This is a genomic window from Sediminicola sp. YIK13, from assembly GCF_001430825.1.
In the GTDB taxonomy this organism is placed as follows: Bacteria; Bacteroidota; Bacteroidia; order Flavobacteriales; family Flavobacteriaceae; genus Sediminicola.
Map to the genome: position 1 here is coordinate 2,583,993 of NZ_CP010535.1, position 14,539 is coordinate 2,598,531.

A 14,539-nucleotide genomic window follows, 5' to 3' on the forward strand; every position below is an offset into this window, starting at 1 on the left:
AAAAGGATTGGATATCACCCATATGTAATCTAGTAGCTTAGGTATTGAGTTTAAATTGGATGTATACCGGGAAATGGTCACTGTACCCTCCTTTGTATTTGTTCCCCACAAAGGTGCGCAAAGGACTGCCCTTGTATTTGCCTTTTCCTTCCTTTAAAAAATGCTCATCAAAAATATTGGCATGGGCAAAACTATGGGTCCCTTTTTCGTAATTAAAAAAGTTATGGGATACTATGATCTGATCAAACAGGTTCCACCTGCGTTTGTACTGGGCACTGCCCCGGAAAGGCGTAAGCATTTTCTCCATAGGATTGTAAAGTTGCCTGGAAGAGACCAACTTTTTTATGCTCTCGGAACTGGGATCGTCATTAAAATCTCCCATGACAATATAGTTTGGATCCACGTGGGTTTTCTCCAATTCCGTCATATATTCCTTAATAGTCTCGGCTGCTTCGATTCTTTTATAAGCTGTTGCGATATCGCCGTCTCTTCGGGAGGGCCAATGGTTAATAAAGAGATGTACCTCTTCGCCATTTAAACTACCATACACATATAAAATATCTCTTGTCCTATCCACTATGCCGTCCAAGCTATACACCTTTAGCGGTATTGCCTCGGATTGGATCACCTTAAAATAATTCTTTCTATATAGTAAGGCTGTATCTATGCCTCGCTCATCAGGGGAGTTGAAATGAACAATATCGTAACCGAATTTTGACAAACTTTCCGTTGATATTAGATCGTTAAGCACATGTTCATTCTCTACCTCAGACAACCCTATCAATACTGGGGGGTGTTCGTTGAATTTTTCACCTATCCTGGATATAGCCCTCCCTAGGTTTACAATCTTCTTCCCATACCTTTTCGGCGTCCAACTTTTTATCCCGTTGGGCGTAAAATCTTCGTCCAAAATCTGGTCATCCCTTCTGATATCGAACAGGTTTTCCAAATTATAAAAGGCAACCGTGTACAGATTTTCACTAGTATTTGTTCTGGAAGATGTAAAAAGCATTCATTTTTGTGTTCTAGGCTAAAAATACGAAAATCGCTTGGCAACTATTCATTAGATTTGTACTTTATATAATCCTATGATAGAGAAGAAAACAATTGTATATGAAAAAGTAGTTCTTATTGGAGTGATCCATAGGGAACAGGACGAAATAAAAGTAAAGGAATATTTAGATGAACTGGAATTTCTTACCTACACCGCAGGTGGGGAAGTATCCAAGCGGTTTGTACAACGTATAGACGTACCAAATCCAAAAACGTATATAGGAAGCGGTAAACTATTGGAAGTAGAGGCCTTCGTTGCAGAAAACGACATAGGTACTGTCGTCTTTGATGATGAACTCTCCCCTGGTCAACAACGAAATATTGAAAGGGAACTCCGCTGTAAGATCTTGGATAGGACCTCTCTCATATTGGATATTTTCGCACAACGCGCCCAGACAAGTTACGCCCGCACCCAGGTAGAACTTGCCCAATACGAATATCTATTGCCTAGACTGACCGGACTTTGGACTCACTTGGAGCGCCAAAAAGGGGGTATTGGTATGAGAGGTCCAGGGGAAACAGAGATAGAAACGGATAGACGTATTGTACGGGACCGTATCGCCCTTCTAAAAAAGAAACTGCTGAAAATTGACCGGCAGATGGAAACCCAAAGAGGCAACAGAGGAGCACTTGTAAGAGTGGCCTTGGTTGGGTATACCAACGTGGGGAAATCTACCCTTATGAATGTGATCAGTAAAAGTGAGGTCTTTGCAGAGGACAAGCTTTTTGCAACATTGGACACCACCGTTCGTAAAGTTGTGATTGGCAACTTGCCTTTTTTATTGACAGATACCGTTGGATTCATTCGCAAACTGCCAACCCAATTGGTAGAAAGTTTTAAGAGCACCCTGGACGAGGTTAGGGAAGCAGATCTCTTACTTCATGTGGTGGATATCTCCCACCCTACCTTTGAAGAACATATAGAATCTGTGAACAAGATTTTGGATGAAATAGACAGTGCTGATAAAAGGACCATTATGGTCTTTAACAAAATAGATCAGTACCATCACGAAACCATAGATGATGATGATCTAATGACCGAAAGAACCCAGAAGCACTTCACCCTGGAAGAATGGGAAAAGACCTGGATGCAAAAAGTTGGGGACAAGGCCATATTCATCTCTGCCCTCAACAAAGAAAACCTGGACGAATTCAGAAAAAGGGTTTACGATGAGGTAAGAGATATTCATGTTACCCGTTTTCCTTATAATAACTTTCTATATCCAGAGCAATTGGACGAATACTAAAATGTCGGAAATTACCATTGCATAAATGTGCTGTTCATCGAAAAAAAACAACAGTTAATTATTACACCACATTTTATAATAGGTTCACATCAAAAATTTAGGCAGAAAGAACTTAAGCCATATCTTTACGATGTATTAAAAATTAAGTGATAGTGTTTATCCCCAAATAAAACCATCGCTTTAGCAATAAAGTGTTATGATTACCCAAATCTGCACTTGAACTTGTAAAGAATTATGCCGGTAGTTTATCGGAGCCAAACTAAATTTTTCAAGACCTACTTGACTATCAAAAAAGCCCTTTACGGAGGGCTTTTTTTTATGGTTCCTATGGACCAAATATTTGTGTCGGCATTTCAACTATTGAAATAGTCCTACATTGTAATTCTTACATTTACGCATTAAACCCTACCTTTTTTTAATTAAAGTGGACCTTTCATCGGAGAAAATAAACCGTTTATTATTTCACAACAGCATAGACTCCCTTTACAACATAAATTAAGTGAATGCTGTGCTTTCACCATATCTTTACATTGTAATTAAGAGATAGCTACCCCAAATAAAACTATACTTAATCATAAAGTGCATGATTCCCCAAATCTGTACTTAACCAAAGACAAACCCCAAGTTTGCGAACCCTACAAAACTAAAAAAGCCCTCCATTAAGAGGGCTTTTTTTATATATAAATGATTTTAAAAGGAATAATTCAATCCCAATATCCAGTATGTCTGCAGTTTGTTATCTACCGTGTCAAAGGTAGGTGTAGGATCTGGCAGGGTCTGTGTATTAAGGGCGTAGTTTAATGCCTCTTGTTTGTTCTTGCGCAGGCCAAAATCGAACCCTACCCCAATCATTTTCCACAAGGTATATCCAAAGGAATTGGTCCAGGTCCAATTGGAAAAATCGGCACTCTTATAACTTTGGAAAGCGGAAAGGTTCGTTTTAAAGCTGATGTCGCCTAGCTGTCTGGTATAATCGGCCACAATCTTGGCTCCCAAGGAAGACTCAAATACATTGTCCCCCTTACTGAATACGAAGTTGTAGTTTAAAGGATGTACCACTACCACAAGATCCTCAATAGGCGTCCATGTGGCACCCACACCAAGATCCAAATACCCTGGATCATTAAAGTTGCTCAATATAGTAGTCCTATATTCCCCTAAGGTAGAGATAGCAAACTTCTTGTTCAACCTATGACCATAAAGGGATGTAATGTTAAAGACATCATTTGCTTGTCTGTAAGAATCATCATCTGTAGGGTCGTCCGTATCATCAATTTTCACCCAACTCAGATTGACATTGGCAGCGTTTCTCCAAAAGAATTTATCCTCCTTTAAATTCGCATAAGAATTAACGGTAAAGGCAATATTCCCTGCCGATGAATTTGGGATTCCCTTAGAATACCAGTTATTGAATTCAGAGAGGGTTGCTCCAATCGTTCCAAAGGCACCTATTTTCCAACCTGGCATCGCGTCAATCTTGCTCTGGATAGACTTTATTCTGGACTGGATCGCAGCTACGGAGTCCTTTTTCGGTTTCATTTCTGCTTTAAGTTCTTCCACGGTTTGGGCGTAGGTCCCCACCGTCCCTGCGAGGAGTACAAGGATTATAAGTATCTTTTTCATTCTTTTCGGTGTTTATTGTTAAAAACCAAAGTTAAGAAATAAAATAAATAAAAATATCGAGTTGTATTCTACCTCCTCTTGTATAGGGGCACTGAGGAACAGGCTTCCCCGTACATAACACTTTTGGCTACTGTCTGCATTTTGGAAGTGATCCACAAATAAGCGTTGGGGGGAACGGGTTTATTACTGCAACCCTTAATGATGACAGGTCTATCCTTATACTCGGACAGATCCAATTTTTCTATAATGGATTGATAGAGGGAGGTTTCTAATTGCTCTAGGTTACCAATCAGCATTTTTTTTGCGTGTGGCTGCAGCTCGGTGGCAATCAACATGTAGGCCCACCCAGGAATAATGGCATCCGTGGAACAGGTAAGGGCCACATAGGCATCCTTATACTGCGCCCAGTTATGGCCACTGATGGCTGCCCTGAATTCCTTTTCCCTTAAAATAAATCCCTCAAACAACCAGTCCTTTATATCCAGAAGAATACGCTCCCCTTTGGGGTAGTGATCTTCCAGATTAAAGGTGACCAAAGCACTTTGTGCCACTCGGTTTACAATTTCAGACATTTGGTAAGCTTTTAAATAAGGTCTTTTTCTACAACATTCCCAACTCCAACTTGGCTTCCTCGCTCATAAGGTCTTGGGTCCAAGGCGGATCGAAGGTAATTTCTACCTCTACATCCTTTATTGCGTCTATTGATTTTACTTTCTCCTCAACTTCCATAGGCAAGGATTCTGCCACGGGGCAATTTGGAGAAGTAAGGGTCATTAATATTTTAACCTCATTATCCTCATTGACAAAGACATCATAGATCAATCCCAATTCATAGATATCCACAGGAATTTCCGGATCGTATATGGTCTTAATTACTCTGACTATTTTTTCACCCAATTCTTGGGTATCTATTGTTGTTTCTTCGCTCATTATTATTTCCTTTTAGGATTCCCCTATAATTTCAGGCAACTCTTAACTTAATTGTGTTTGGTAAGCTATTGCATACATTTTCAATTGTTTGATCATACTGACCAAACCGTTGGCCCTAGTGGGCGATAAATGCTCTTTAAGGCCAATCTCATCGATAAATTCGGTGTCTGCCCCCATAATATCCTTTGGCTTTTGATTGCTAAATACGCGGATCAAAATAGCGATGATACCTTTGGTGATGATGGCATCACTATCGGCTGTAAAAACTAATTTGTCATCCTCCAGTTCTGCATGTACCCAAACTTTGCTCTGGCAGCCTTTGATGATATTGTCATCGGTCTTATATTGCTCCTCTATCATCGGTAAGGATTTCCCAAGCTCTATCATATATTCATAGCGCTGCATCCAATCCTCGAACATGGAGAACTCATCTACAATCTCTTCCTGTATCTCTTTTATAGACATAACTAAATTTTGCTCAAAGGTACAATAACTCTTCTACCTATTCAATACTTTCAGACAAGGTTAACATGTACTCCATCAACCGCTTTAAGGGCTCTGGAGGATTACCATGATCAAAGGAACAGGAATACAGATGGTTTTCGGTTTCAATTTCCAGATTGGCTATTGCAGCGGCGTCCACTTGACTCTTTTTGGAGGGGGATGCCATTTTATCCAACTTTCGGACATCAAAATCGGACATCAGGGCGACCAAATGTTGCCATTTTTCATCACTCAATTGCTTGCTTATGGAGGTATCGCCACCCCTATTTCGTTCCACCAAGATGTTTTCTTCATTAATTTCTATCTTCAGATAAAATCCCCGGGTACTGGCGGTATAATTGATGGATTTCAGTTGTGAGATATCTGCCGTCCTTTGGGCACATCCCATCGTTGGAAGAACTAATATCAGTAATACTATATATACTTTCATGCTATTGAAATTAACCCCTAATATTACAAAAAAAGGCGCCACATTGGGCGCCTTTTTAATTAAAGGTTGGTTGACTAATTAACAAGACCTTCCCTTGCTCCTCCAGAGACAAACAAAGCTCTCATTCTATCGTTTTGACCATTGGAGAACATATACATACAATCATCTTGCACGTAATCCATATAGTTCATGGTCATATCAGCTGATTGACAATTTACAGTTGGGTAGGACGGACAGTTGTAATTGGGTCCATCAGAAGTAGGCGTATCGGCAACAAAATCATCTTGCCTGCATCTTCCATCGCCCCAAATATGACGTAGGTTCAACCAGTGACCCACTTCATGGGTAGCTGTCCTTCCCTTACCATAAATTCCTCCGGCAGCAGTTTCACCAAAGAAATCTGTTCCTATTACCACTCCGTCTGTAGTGGCAGATCCACCAGGAAATTGGGCATAACCTAAGATTCCACCTCCTATTTCACATACCCAAATGTTTAAAAAGTTGGATGTGTCCGTAGCATCGATCCCTCCTTGTGTAGAAAGTTTCATGGCATCATTGGTGCCCCAAGAAGTTCTGGTGTCTACTTTACGTACCACATTGGCTAAAGTAAAGGTGATATCGGCATTGGCAACCAAACCTGCAAATTCACTTGGCACATTACTCGTCCTAGGGTTGTTGTTGGTAAAATCTTGGTTAAGAATTGCTATTTGGGAATTGATCTGGGCTTGTGTAACATTCCCAGCACTTCTTTCAATAATATTTACCACTACAGGTATAGAAACAGGTCCGGTATAAATTGGGGGTGGGGTACCTCCACCGCCACCACCGCCTGGCTTGCCTTTTCCATTCGTAGCTTTCATGGCAATGGCCTTTCTGGTCTGGTATTCTATGTCATACATTTTCTTTTGGAGCCCAGGATTCTTTTGTAGACGGTACTCCAAGTTTTTCATAGAGTGGCATTTGTCCGCGGCATTGGAAGATTTCCCTGCGAGATCATCATCCGCTACCAGCAGGGTAAAATCGCTCATGTCCACTTGAATTTCTTGAGTGATGTCGAGATTAGCATCATTTTGATCCTGCTCACAAGAGACAAGTACCATAGCGAGAGCCGCAAAGGTTAAGCATACTTTTTTCATAATTTAAATTGGTTTTTTCGGTTATCGATGCCTAATATATAATTATTTAACATAATATTAGCATAGCGTTAAATAATTGTCACAAATCACAACGATTTTTTCGATGCATTTCATCGATAAACCCAGCGTAGTCCAAAACCTACAAGCCTCAAAAAAAATTAAATTTTTTTTGAGGCTCTGACTACTTTTTTAAAAAAGCTTTGAAATTATAAAAGCATGGACTTGGCACGTTGCACGCTTGCAACCAAAATATCCACTTCTTCTTTAGTGTTGTAGAAGCTAAAGCTGGCCCTTACCGTTCCGGGAATTTTAAAAAAATCCATAATGGGTTGTGCACAGTGGTGCCCAGTTCTAACGGCGACACCCAATTTGTCCAGGATAGCACCGATATCGTAAGGGTGGATTCCTTCTATATTAAACGAAATCACCGCGGTCTTTTCTTTGGCCTCCCCATAGATCTTTAGCCCATCAATGGCCAATAGCTGTTCCGTGGCGTATGTTAAAAGTTCATGTTCATAGGCGGCAATAACATCCAAACCAATCTTGTTCATATAATCCAAAGCCGCACCTAAAGCTATTCCACCACAGATATTTGGTGTGCCCGCTTCAAATTTATGGGGTAGATCTGCGTAGGTTGTCTTTTCAAAGCTTACCTCCGCAATCATTTCACCTCCGCCTTGATATGGCGGTAATTTTCTTAACCATTCCTCTTTTCCATATAACACACCAACCCCTGTAGGTCCGCAAAGCTTATGCCCAGATACCACGTAGAAATCTACATCGAGCTCCTGAACGTTAGCCTTGATATGAGGTGCCGCCTGAGCCCCATCAATAAGAACCGCAGCACCTACTTCATGCGCAGCGTCAATGATTTCAACAATTGGATTTACGGTTCCCAAGGCGTTTGAAACGTGGTTACAGAAGACGAGTTTTGTCTTTTTTGTTAGGAGGTTATGATATTCCTCCATAATCAACTCCCCATTGAGATCCATGGGTATCACCTTTAATATGGCTCCTGTACGTTCACAGAGCATCTGCCATGGCACTATGTTGGAGTGGTGCTCCAAAGCAGATACCATAATTTCATCTCCTTTAGCAAGAAGGGAGGCAAAACCATTGGCCACTAAATTAATGGCATGGGTAGTGCCTGAGGTAAATATGATTTCGTAGGGATGGGCTGCATTAAAATGCTGTTGTATTTTTTGTCTGGATTGCTCATAGGCATCCGTTGCTTCTTGGGATAATGTATGTACACCTCTATGGATATTTGCATTGTACCTGCTGTAGTAATCCACGATCACATCTATCACTTGCTGGGGAGTTTGTGAGGTAGCAGCATTGTCTAAATACACTAAGGGTTTTCCATTCACTTCCCGGTGTAGAATAGGGAAGTCTTTTCGGATTTTTAATACGTCGATCATAGCTAATTCCATAGTTACAAAGGTAACAACTATTTGACTATATGACGATTAAACGAAGTTGAACATTCGTTAAAAAATACCAAAAATATGGGTGTCCTTAAATCGCAAACAAATTGAGGATATCAATAAAAAAGGGGCAATGAATGCCCCTTTTTAAATAGTATACAAAGTGATGCTTTGTTATAGATCAAATCCTAAATTAACCCCCAATTTATTGGCGATCAACTTATTGATTCTTGTTTTTAGCTCTGGAATACGTACACTGGCCAATACATTATTGGCAAAAGCATACATTAACAAGGCCCTTGCCTCTTTAAAAGGGATACCCCTAGACTGCAAGTAAAACAAGGCGTCTTCATCTAACTGACCAATGGTACAACCGTGGGAGCATTTTACATCATCTGCAAAAATTTCCAATTGTGGTTTGGTATTGATGGTAGCCTTATCACTGACCAAAATATTGTTGTTCTGCTGAAATGCGTTGGTCTTTTGGGCTATTTTGTTCACAATGATCTTTCCATTGAAAACCCCTGTAGAATTATCGCCATAGATGCCCTTATAGTCCTGGTGACTCTCACAGTTAGGTTCAATATGGTGCACCAAGGTATGGTGGTCCACGTGTTGTTTTTCTCCCAAAATGGTTACCCCTTTCATGATAGAATCTATATATTCCCCGTTCTGGTAAAAATTAAGGTTGTTACGGGTCAATTTTCCTCCAAAGGAGAACGTATGCACCCTTACCACACTTTTATCTTTCTGGTCGATATACGTATTGTCTATCAAAGAAGCCGATGCACTATCGTTCTGCACCTTGTAATAATCCACATTAGCACTTTTGGCAGCGAATATTTCGGTCACAGAGTTTGTAAACACCTCATTGGTAGTTAGGCTTTGGTGACGCTCAATAACCTGTAATTCTGCGTTTTCCTCTGCTACGATCAAGCTGCGGGGCTGTAACATCATTGCCGCTTCATTACCTGTAGAAAAGTGTATGATCTCTATCGGTTTTTTGGGCACCTTGTTCTTTGGGATATAGATATAGGCCCCTTCTTTACTAAAGGCGGTGTTCAACGTAGTCAAAGACTCATCTTTAGAGGCAATTTTATTAAAATACACATCAATTACCGCTTTGTAGCTAGGTTTGTTCAATGCAGAACTCATCAAACAGATATCCACTCCATCGTGGGTTGTCTCTGAAAGATAGGAACTGTACACCCCATCAATAAAAACAATCTTATAACTATCTATCTCATGTAAAAAATACCTTTTTACATCCTTATATTCCAAAGAGGTCTCTTTTTTAGGAAACACACTGAAATCTACCTTCAGCAGGCTGTTCAAAGATGTATATTTCCAAGCTTCCTCTTTTTTGGTAGGGAACCCTTTAGTTTCAAAATTCTTGATGGCCTCAGAACGGATGTCGTGTACCGGATGGTCCACATCTACATTGTTCTCAAAAGCCATAAAGGAAGAAACCAATTTCTCTTTTAAATCCATTTTTTTCAATTTTCAGTTCTCAACCCATTTTTGTTGGTCATGCCCACAAACCTGTGCTGTTCACTCCAATTATACTGCAGTTTCCGGTTTCAACCAGTCGTATCCTTTTTCTTCCAGCTCCAATGCCAATTCCTTGCCACCGGACTTTACAATTTTACCATTGTGCAATACATGTACAAAATCTGGTACTATATAGTCCAACAAACGCTGATAGTGTGTTATAACGATTACCGCGTTGTCCTTACTTTTTAATTTGTTCACCCCATTGGCAACGATACGCAGGGCATCGATATCCAATCCGGAATCAGTCTCGTCCAAGATGGCCAATTTTGGCTCCAACATGGCCATTTGAAAAATTTCATTTCGCTTCTTTTCCCCTCCAGAAAACCCTTCATTCAAGGATCTGGATAAAAATTTACGGTCAATTTCCAAAAGTTCTGATTTCTCACGGATCAGCTTCAGCATTTGATTGGCAGGCATATCCGCTTGTCCTTTAGCTTTGCGGGATTCATTGATGGCCGTTTTCATAAAGTTGGTCACGGACACCCCTGGTATTTCCACAGGATATTGGAACGAAAGGAAAATCCCCTTATGGGCCCTTTCTTCCGGTGACATATCTTCCATATTCTCACCTTCCAATTCCACGGATCCCTCAGTCACTTCAAATTCTTCTTTTCCGGCAATCACCGAAGCCAAAGTACTTTTCCCTGAACCGTTGGGTCCCATGATGGCATGCACCTCTCCTGCCTTTACCTCTAGGTTAATCCCATTAAGTATCTCCTTGTCTTCTACACTTGCATGTAGGTTGTTGATTTTAAGCATGTTCAATTTTTTATATATAGTAACTTACTCTTATTGTGTATGGTCCTCGGTTATCCTACAGACCCCTCTAAACTGATTTCCAAAAGTTTTTGTGCTTCCACAGCGAACTCCATCGGCAGCTTGTTCAATACCTCTTTGCTAAAGCCATTTACAATCAGGGCAATAGCCTTTTCTGTATTTATTCCCCTTTGGTTGCAATAGAAAATCTGGTCTTCCCCGATCTTACTCGTGGTAGCCTCATGTTCTATCTGCGCAGTTTTATTTTTTACTTCAATATATGGGAACGTATGTGCTCCACATTCGTTGCCCATCAATAGGGAATCGCACTGTGAAAAATTTCTGGCATTTTCTGCCCTACTATTTATCTGTACCAACCCTCTGTAACTGTTCTGTGATTTTCCGGCAGAAATACCCTTCGAGATAATGGTACTCCTTGTATTTTTACCCAAGTGTATCATTTTAGTACCTGTATCTGCCTGCTGATGGTTGTTGGTCACAGCAATAGAATAAAACTCACCTATGGAATTATCTCCTTTAAGGATACAGGAAGGATATTTCCAGGTTACTGCAGAACCGGTCTCAACCTGTGTCCATGATATCTTGGCGTTCTTTTCACAAATACCCCTTTTGGTCACAAAATTGTACACGCCACCTTTTCCTTCTTTGTTTCCTGGGAACCAGTTCTGTACTGTTGAATATTTTATTTCTGCATCATCCAGGGCAATAAGTTCCACCACGGCTGCATGCAATTGATTTTCATCCCTGGACGGTGCGGTACACCCTTCCAAATAACTTACATAACTGCCTTCATCTGCAATTACCAAAGTCCTTTCGAACTGTCCGGTACCGGCTTGGTTGATCCTAAAGTAAGTGGAAAGTTCCATTGGGCAGCGAACTCCTTTTGGAATGTAACAGAAAGATCCATCTGAAAAAACCGCTGAATTTAAAGCAGCATAGAAATTATCTTTTTGAGGTACCACAGTCCCCAAATGCTTGCGCACCAATTCAGGATGCTCTTTTATAGCTTCTGAAATAGAACAGAAAATGATTCCTTTTTCCGCCAATGTCTTTTTAAAAGTTGTAGCTACAGAAACCGAATCCATTACGATATCCACGGCTACACCTGCCAATTTCTTTTGTTCATCCAAAGAGATCCCCAACTTTTTAAAGGTCTCCAACAATTCTGGATCTACCTCATCAATACTATCGTACTTAGGCTTCTTATTTGGTGCTGAATAATAGGAAATTGCCTGAAAATCTGGTTTGGTATAATGTACATTGGCCCATTCCGGCTCTGTCATTTCCTTCCAGACACGAAAAGCTTCCAATCGCCAATCTGTCATCCATTGTGGCTCTTCCTTCTTTTTGGAAATAGCCATTACGATGTCTTCGTTAAGACCATTTGGAAAGGTATCCGATTCTATATCCGTGTAAAAACCGTATTCATATTCTTTGGTCTCCAGCTCCTTCTTTAATTCTTCCTCTGTATATGCCATATTAGCAACTTTACTCCCCAAAAGGGATTTTACATGTTATCCTTTATTCTTTAAGCCTGTTACAATGAAAAGCTTTCACCACACCCACAGGTCCTCTGCGCATTTGGGTTATTGAACACAAAGCCTTTCCCGTTTAGTCCGCCTGAGTATTCCAAGGTAGTGCCCACTAGGTACAAAAAACTCTTTTTGTCCACAATGATCTTTACCGCGTTATCCTCAAATATTTTATCTGACTCCTCAATTTTATTGTCAAAACTAAGGTCGTATGAAAGTCCACTGCAACCCCCGCTTTTTACACCCACACGGACATAATCTTTTTCCGCATTATAGCCGCCCTCCGTCATTAAGGAGACCACTCTATGTTTGGCTGTTTCCGATACTTTAATCATATCTAATTGGATTTATTCTAAATAATTTACAAATATAAGGTATATGTAGGGTTTTCCCATACGTCCTAACATTAATATAACGTATTTAAGTATAGGATTTTCCTATGTTCAAGGAATTTTAAAGAAATTAATTTTTCCCAAAACAACAAAAAAAACCAACAAAAAGTTCCGAGAACAATTTATTGGTTTTTTACTTGGAATTACACGTGGGCAATCTAGCTTATCTTAGTTGTCGTCACCGATTTCTTCAATTTTTTTATCGATTTCTTCATTTACTTCTTTGTCCGCTTTTTCTCCTGCTCTTTCAAGGATGCCCTTTTCTTCTGTTGCTTCTTCTTTTACCTCTTTTTCAATAACAATTGTTTTTTCTTTGGTCTCCCTACAAGAAACCAATGACAAGGTCGAGAAAGCCAATATAGCCAACGCAAAAATTACTTTTTTCATATGTATTATGATTTTAGAATTGAGCAATGTACAATTATTGTCCGGCATCTGGGAAATTAAATTCCATTTCTATATTAATCAGACATATCCTTCTTATTTTTGCAGCATGCTTGAAAATAAAAACACAGAAAACACATCATTGGAGTCTTTAGGGGAATTTGGTTTGATAGAACATCTGACCAAAAATTTCACCCTAAAAAATGAATCCTCCATTAAAGGCATCGGCGATGATGCCGCAGTTTTGGACTTTAAAGAAAAGAAGGCCGTCATTTCCACCGATTTATTGATTGAAGGGGTCCATTTTGATCTCAGCTATATGCCGCTAAAGCATTTGGGTTATAAATCCGTGATGGTAAACCTATCCGATATTTATGCCATGAATGCCAAGGCGACACAGGTTACGGTTTCTATTGCCGTTTCCAACCGTTTCCCTTTAGAAGCCCTAGAAGAATTTTATAGCGGCGTGGCCTTGGCCTCGGAAATCTACAACGTAGATGTTGTGGGAGGGGACACTACTTCCTCTACCAAGGGGATGTTGATCAGCATCACCGCCATTGGGGAGGTAATAGAAGAAGATATTGCCTACAGAAATGGGGCAAAACCCAACGACCTATTGGTAGTTTCTGGAGATTTGGGAGCCGCATATTGCGGACTTCAGGTCTTGGAGCGTGAAAAGGAGGTTTTTAAAGTGAACCCGAACAGCAATCCGGACCTTTCCATGTATACGTACATTGTGGAGCGTCAATTAAAACCAGAAGCAAGAAGGGATATTATAGAACTTTTGAAGACACTGGATGTAAAGCCTACTTCCATGATCGACATCAGTGACGGTCTATCATCGGAAATATTGCATCTATGCAAACAGAGTGGGGTAGGGTGTAATTTGTTCGAAGACAAGATTCCTTTGGATCCAACTGTAATAGCCGCCTGTGAAGAATTTAATATAGACAGCACTTTGGTAGCGCTCAGCGGAGGCGAGGACTACGAGCTATTGTTCACCATAGACCAAAAAGAATTCCTGAAAATAAAAGGCAATCCCAATTTAACCGTCGTGGGGCACATGACAGATCAAAACGAAGGGGCACATTTAATCTCCAGGAATAATTCAAAAATTCCTTTAACCGCTCAGGGCTGGAACTCCTTTTCCAATGACTAACTAGGCAACTTGTTGCGTGGTAGTCCTATGTTTTTTCTGATATAAATGTTCAAGGGTATTATTGATATCCTGTCGTTCAGGGGTCAATCTAGAAAGATTGCCACTAACATCTGTGGTCACTTCCTTTTGACAGTGGATACATTTGTACTCCTTAATGTGGAAGGTAACTCTTTTTGATACCGCGTAGTGATGTCCAAAAATGCCGCAGCAAAAGGAGCTGAGCTTTGTGCCGTAGTTAGAAAATACTTTTTTCATAATGTAGGTTTTTAGGTGCGCATTGGTTCGGTTTGGGGACCTTAAATGCAAAAGTTAGACTAGGTTTCTTCGGGGTAATAGCAACTCATTGAACTGCTTTCATTTAACAACGCTATTAGATACGTTAATATTGGGT

Annotated in this window: 16 protein-coding genes; 2 read left to right on the top strand and 14 right to left on the bottom strand. The window is 40.3% G+C overall.

What is annotated here, in order from left to right; genetic code table 11:
• Positions 1-37: 37 nt before the first annotated feature.
• Positions 38-1,012 carry an endonuclease/exonuclease/phosphatase family protein gene (locus SB49_RS11520; RefSeq protein ID WP_062056741.1) on the bottom strand — a complete coding sequence of 325 codons (975 nt, stop codon included), beginning with the start codon at positions 1,010-1,012 and terminating at the stop codon, positions 38-40.
• A 76-nt stretch (positions 1,013-1,088) separates the two neighbouring features.
• On the opposite strand from SB49_RS11520, the gene hflX reads away from it, so the two are divergent.
• Entirely contained in the window at positions 1,089-2,300 is a 1,212-nt protein-coding gene (gene hflX, locus SB49_RS11525) for a GTPase HflX (RefSeq protein ID WP_062056743.1), read from the top strand.
• Positions 2,301-2,990: 690 nt separating this feature from the next.
• Here the strand turns inward: hflX and SB49_RS11530 are convergent.
• The 12 genes from SB49_RS11530 to SB49_RS11585 all read right to left on the bottom strand — a co-directional run bounded on the left by SB49_RS11530 (position 2,991) and on the right by SB49_RS11585 (position 12,992).
• Entirely contained in the window at positions 2,991-3,923 is a 933-nt protein-coding gene (locus tag SB49_RS11530) for a DUF3078 domain-containing protein (RefSeq protein WP_062056744.1), read from the bottom strand.
• A 68-nt stretch (positions 3,924-3,991) separates the two neighbouring features.
• Entirely contained in the window at positions 3,992-4,495 is a 504-nt protein-coding gene (locus SB49_RS11535; protein ID WP_062056745.1) for a DUF2480 family protein, read from the bottom strand.
• A 28-nt stretch (positions 4,496-4,523) separates the two neighbouring features.
• On the bottom strand, positions 4,524-4,853 hold the full coding sequence (locus SB49_RS11540) for an SUF system Fe-S cluster assembly protein (protein WP_062056746.1): 330 nt from the start codon (positions 4,851-4,853) through the stop codon (positions 4,524-4,526).
• A gap of 42 nt (positions 4,854-4,895) precedes the next feature.
• Entirely contained in the window at positions 4,896-5,318 is a 423-nt protein-coding gene (locus tag SB49_RS11545; protein ID WP_062056747.1) for a SufE family protein, read from the bottom strand.
• Between the two features lie 37 nt (positions 5,319-5,355).
• Positions 5,356-5,787, bottom strand: coding sequence for a hypothetical protein (locus SB49_RS11550; protein ID WP_062056749.1), 432 nt, complete (start codon positions 5,785-5,787; stop codon positions 5,356-5,358).
• Between the two features lie 74 nt (positions 5,788-5,861).
• The gene (locus tag SB49_RS11555) at positions 5,862-6,923 is read right to left on the bottom strand and encodes a zinc metalloprotease (RefSeq protein WP_062056751.1); all 1,062 of its coding nucleotides are present in this window, start codon (positions 6,921-6,923) and stop codon (positions 5,862-5,864) included.
• A 206-nt stretch (positions 6,924-7,129) separates the two neighbouring features.
• Positions 7,130-8,344, bottom strand: coding sequence for an aminotransferase class V-fold PLP-dependent enzyme (locus tag SB49_RS11560; protein ID WP_442983582.1), 1,215 nt, complete (start codon positions 8,342-8,344; stop codon positions 7,130-7,132).
• A 180-nt stretch (positions 8,345-8,524) separates the two neighbouring features.
• Entirely contained in the window at positions 8,525-9,841 is a 1,317-nt protein-coding gene (sufD, locus tag SB49_RS11565; protein ID WP_062056755.1) for a Fe-S cluster assembly protein SufD, read from the bottom strand.
• A gap of 69 nt (positions 9,842-9,910) precedes the next feature.
• Entirely contained in the window at positions 9,911-10,663 is a 753-nt protein-coding gene (gene sufC, locus SB49_RS11570) for a Fe-S cluster assembly ATPase SufC (protein WP_062056757.1), read from the bottom strand.
• A 50-nt stretch (positions 10,664-10,713) separates the two neighbouring features.
• Positions 10,714-12,159: a Fe-S cluster assembly protein SufB gene (gene sufB, locus SB49_RS11575; protein WP_062056759.1), complete on the bottom strand. Its 1,446-nt coding sequence runs from the start codon at positions 12,157-12,159 to the stop codon at positions 10,714-10,716.
• A gap of 59 nt (positions 12,160-12,218) precedes the next feature.
• The gene (locus SB49_RS11580) at positions 12,219-12,548 is read right to left on the bottom strand and encodes a HesB/IscA family protein (protein ID WP_062056761.1); all 330 of its coding nucleotides are present in this window, start codon (positions 12,546-12,548) and stop codon (positions 12,219-12,221) included.
• 225 nt (positions 12,549-12,773) lie between these two features.
• Positions 12,774-12,992: a hypothetical protein gene (locus SB49_RS11585; RefSeq protein WP_062056763.1), complete on the bottom strand. Its 219-nt coding sequence runs from the start codon at positions 12,990-12,992 to the stop codon at positions 12,774-12,776.
• Positions 12,993-13,098: 106 nt separating this feature from the next.
• Here SB49_RS11585 and thiL point away from each other — a divergent pair, with 106 nt between their 5' ends.
• Positions 13,099-14,148, top strand: a complete 1,050-nt coding sequence (gene thiL, locus SB49_RS11590) for a thiamine-phosphate kinase (RefSeq protein ID WP_062059138.1) — start codon at positions 13,099-13,101, stop codon at positions 14,146-14,148.
• Here thiL and SB49_RS15900 read toward each other — a convergent pair whose 3' ends face one another.
• The gene (locus SB49_RS15900; RefSeq protein WP_082591162.1) at positions 14,149-14,403 is read right to left on the bottom strand and encodes a hypothetical protein; all 255 of its coding nucleotides are present in this window, start codon (positions 14,401-14,403) and stop codon (positions 14,149-14,151) included.
• Positions 14,404-14,539 lie beyond the last annotated feature (136 nt).

Excerpts from the sequence above, each read along its gene's own strand:
- SB49_RS11520 (WP_062056741.1), bottom strand. The coding sequence starts at position 1,012 with ATGCTTTTTACATCTTCCAGAACAAATACTAGTGAAAATCTGTACACG.
- hflX (WP_062056743.1), top strand. The coding sequence starts at position 1,089 with ATGATAGAGAAGAAAACAATTGTATATGAAAAAGTAGTTCTTATTGGA.
- SB49_RS11530 (WP_062056744.1), bottom strand. The coding sequence starts at position 3,923 with ATGAAAAAGATACTTATAATCCTTGTACTCCTCGCAGGGACGGTGGGG.
- SB49_RS11535 (WP_062056745.1), bottom strand. The coding sequence starts at position 4,495 with ATGTCTGAAATTGTAAACCGAGTGGCACAAAGTGCTTTGGTCACCTTT.
- SB49_RS11540 (WP_062056746.1), bottom strand. The coding sequence starts at position 4,853 with ATGAGCGAAGAAACAACAATAGATACCCAAGAATTGGGTGAAAAAATA.
- SB49_RS11545 (WP_062056747.1), bottom strand. The coding sequence starts at position 5,318 with ATGTCTATAAAAGAGATACAGGAAGAGATTGTAGATGAGTTCTCCATG.
- SB49_RS11550 (WP_062056749.1), bottom strand. The coding sequence starts at position 5,787 with ATGAAAGTATATATAGTATTACTGATATTAGTTCTTCCAACGATGGGA.
- SB49_RS11555 (WP_062056751.1), bottom strand. The coding sequence starts at position 6,923 with ATGAAAAAAGTATGCTTAACCTTTGCGGCTCTCGCTATGGTACTTGTC.
- SB49_RS11560 (WP_442983582.1), bottom strand. The coding sequence starts at position 8,344 with ATGATCGACGTATTAAAAATCCGAAAAGACTTCCCTATTCTACACCGG.
- sufD (WP_062056755.1), bottom strand. The coding sequence starts at position 9,841 with ATGGATTTAAAAGAGAAATTGGTTTCTTCCTTTATGGCTTTTGAGAAC.
- sufC (WP_062056757.1), bottom strand. The coding sequence starts at position 10,663 with ATGCTTAAAATCAACAACCTACATGCAAGTGTAGAAGACAAGGAGATA.
- sufB (WP_062056759.1), bottom strand. The coding sequence starts at position 12,159 with ATGGCATATACAGAGGAAGAATTAAAGAAGGAGCTGGAGACCAAAGAA.
- SB49_RS11580 (WP_062056761.1), bottom strand. The coding sequence starts at position 12,548 with ATGATTAAAGTATCGGAAACAGCCAAACATAGAGTGGTCTCCTTAATG.
- SB49_RS11585 (WP_062056763.1), bottom strand. The coding sequence starts at position 12,992 with ATGAAAAAAGTAATTTTTGCGTTGGCTATATTGGCTTTCTCGACCTTG.
- thiL (WP_062059138.1), top strand. The coding sequence starts at position 13,099 with ATGCTTGAAAATAAAAACACAGAAAACACATCATTGGAGTCTTTAGGG.
- SB49_RS15900 (WP_082591162.1), bottom strand. The coding sequence starts at position 14,403 with ATGAAAAAAGTATTTTCTAACTACGGCACAAAGCTCAGCTCCTTTTGC.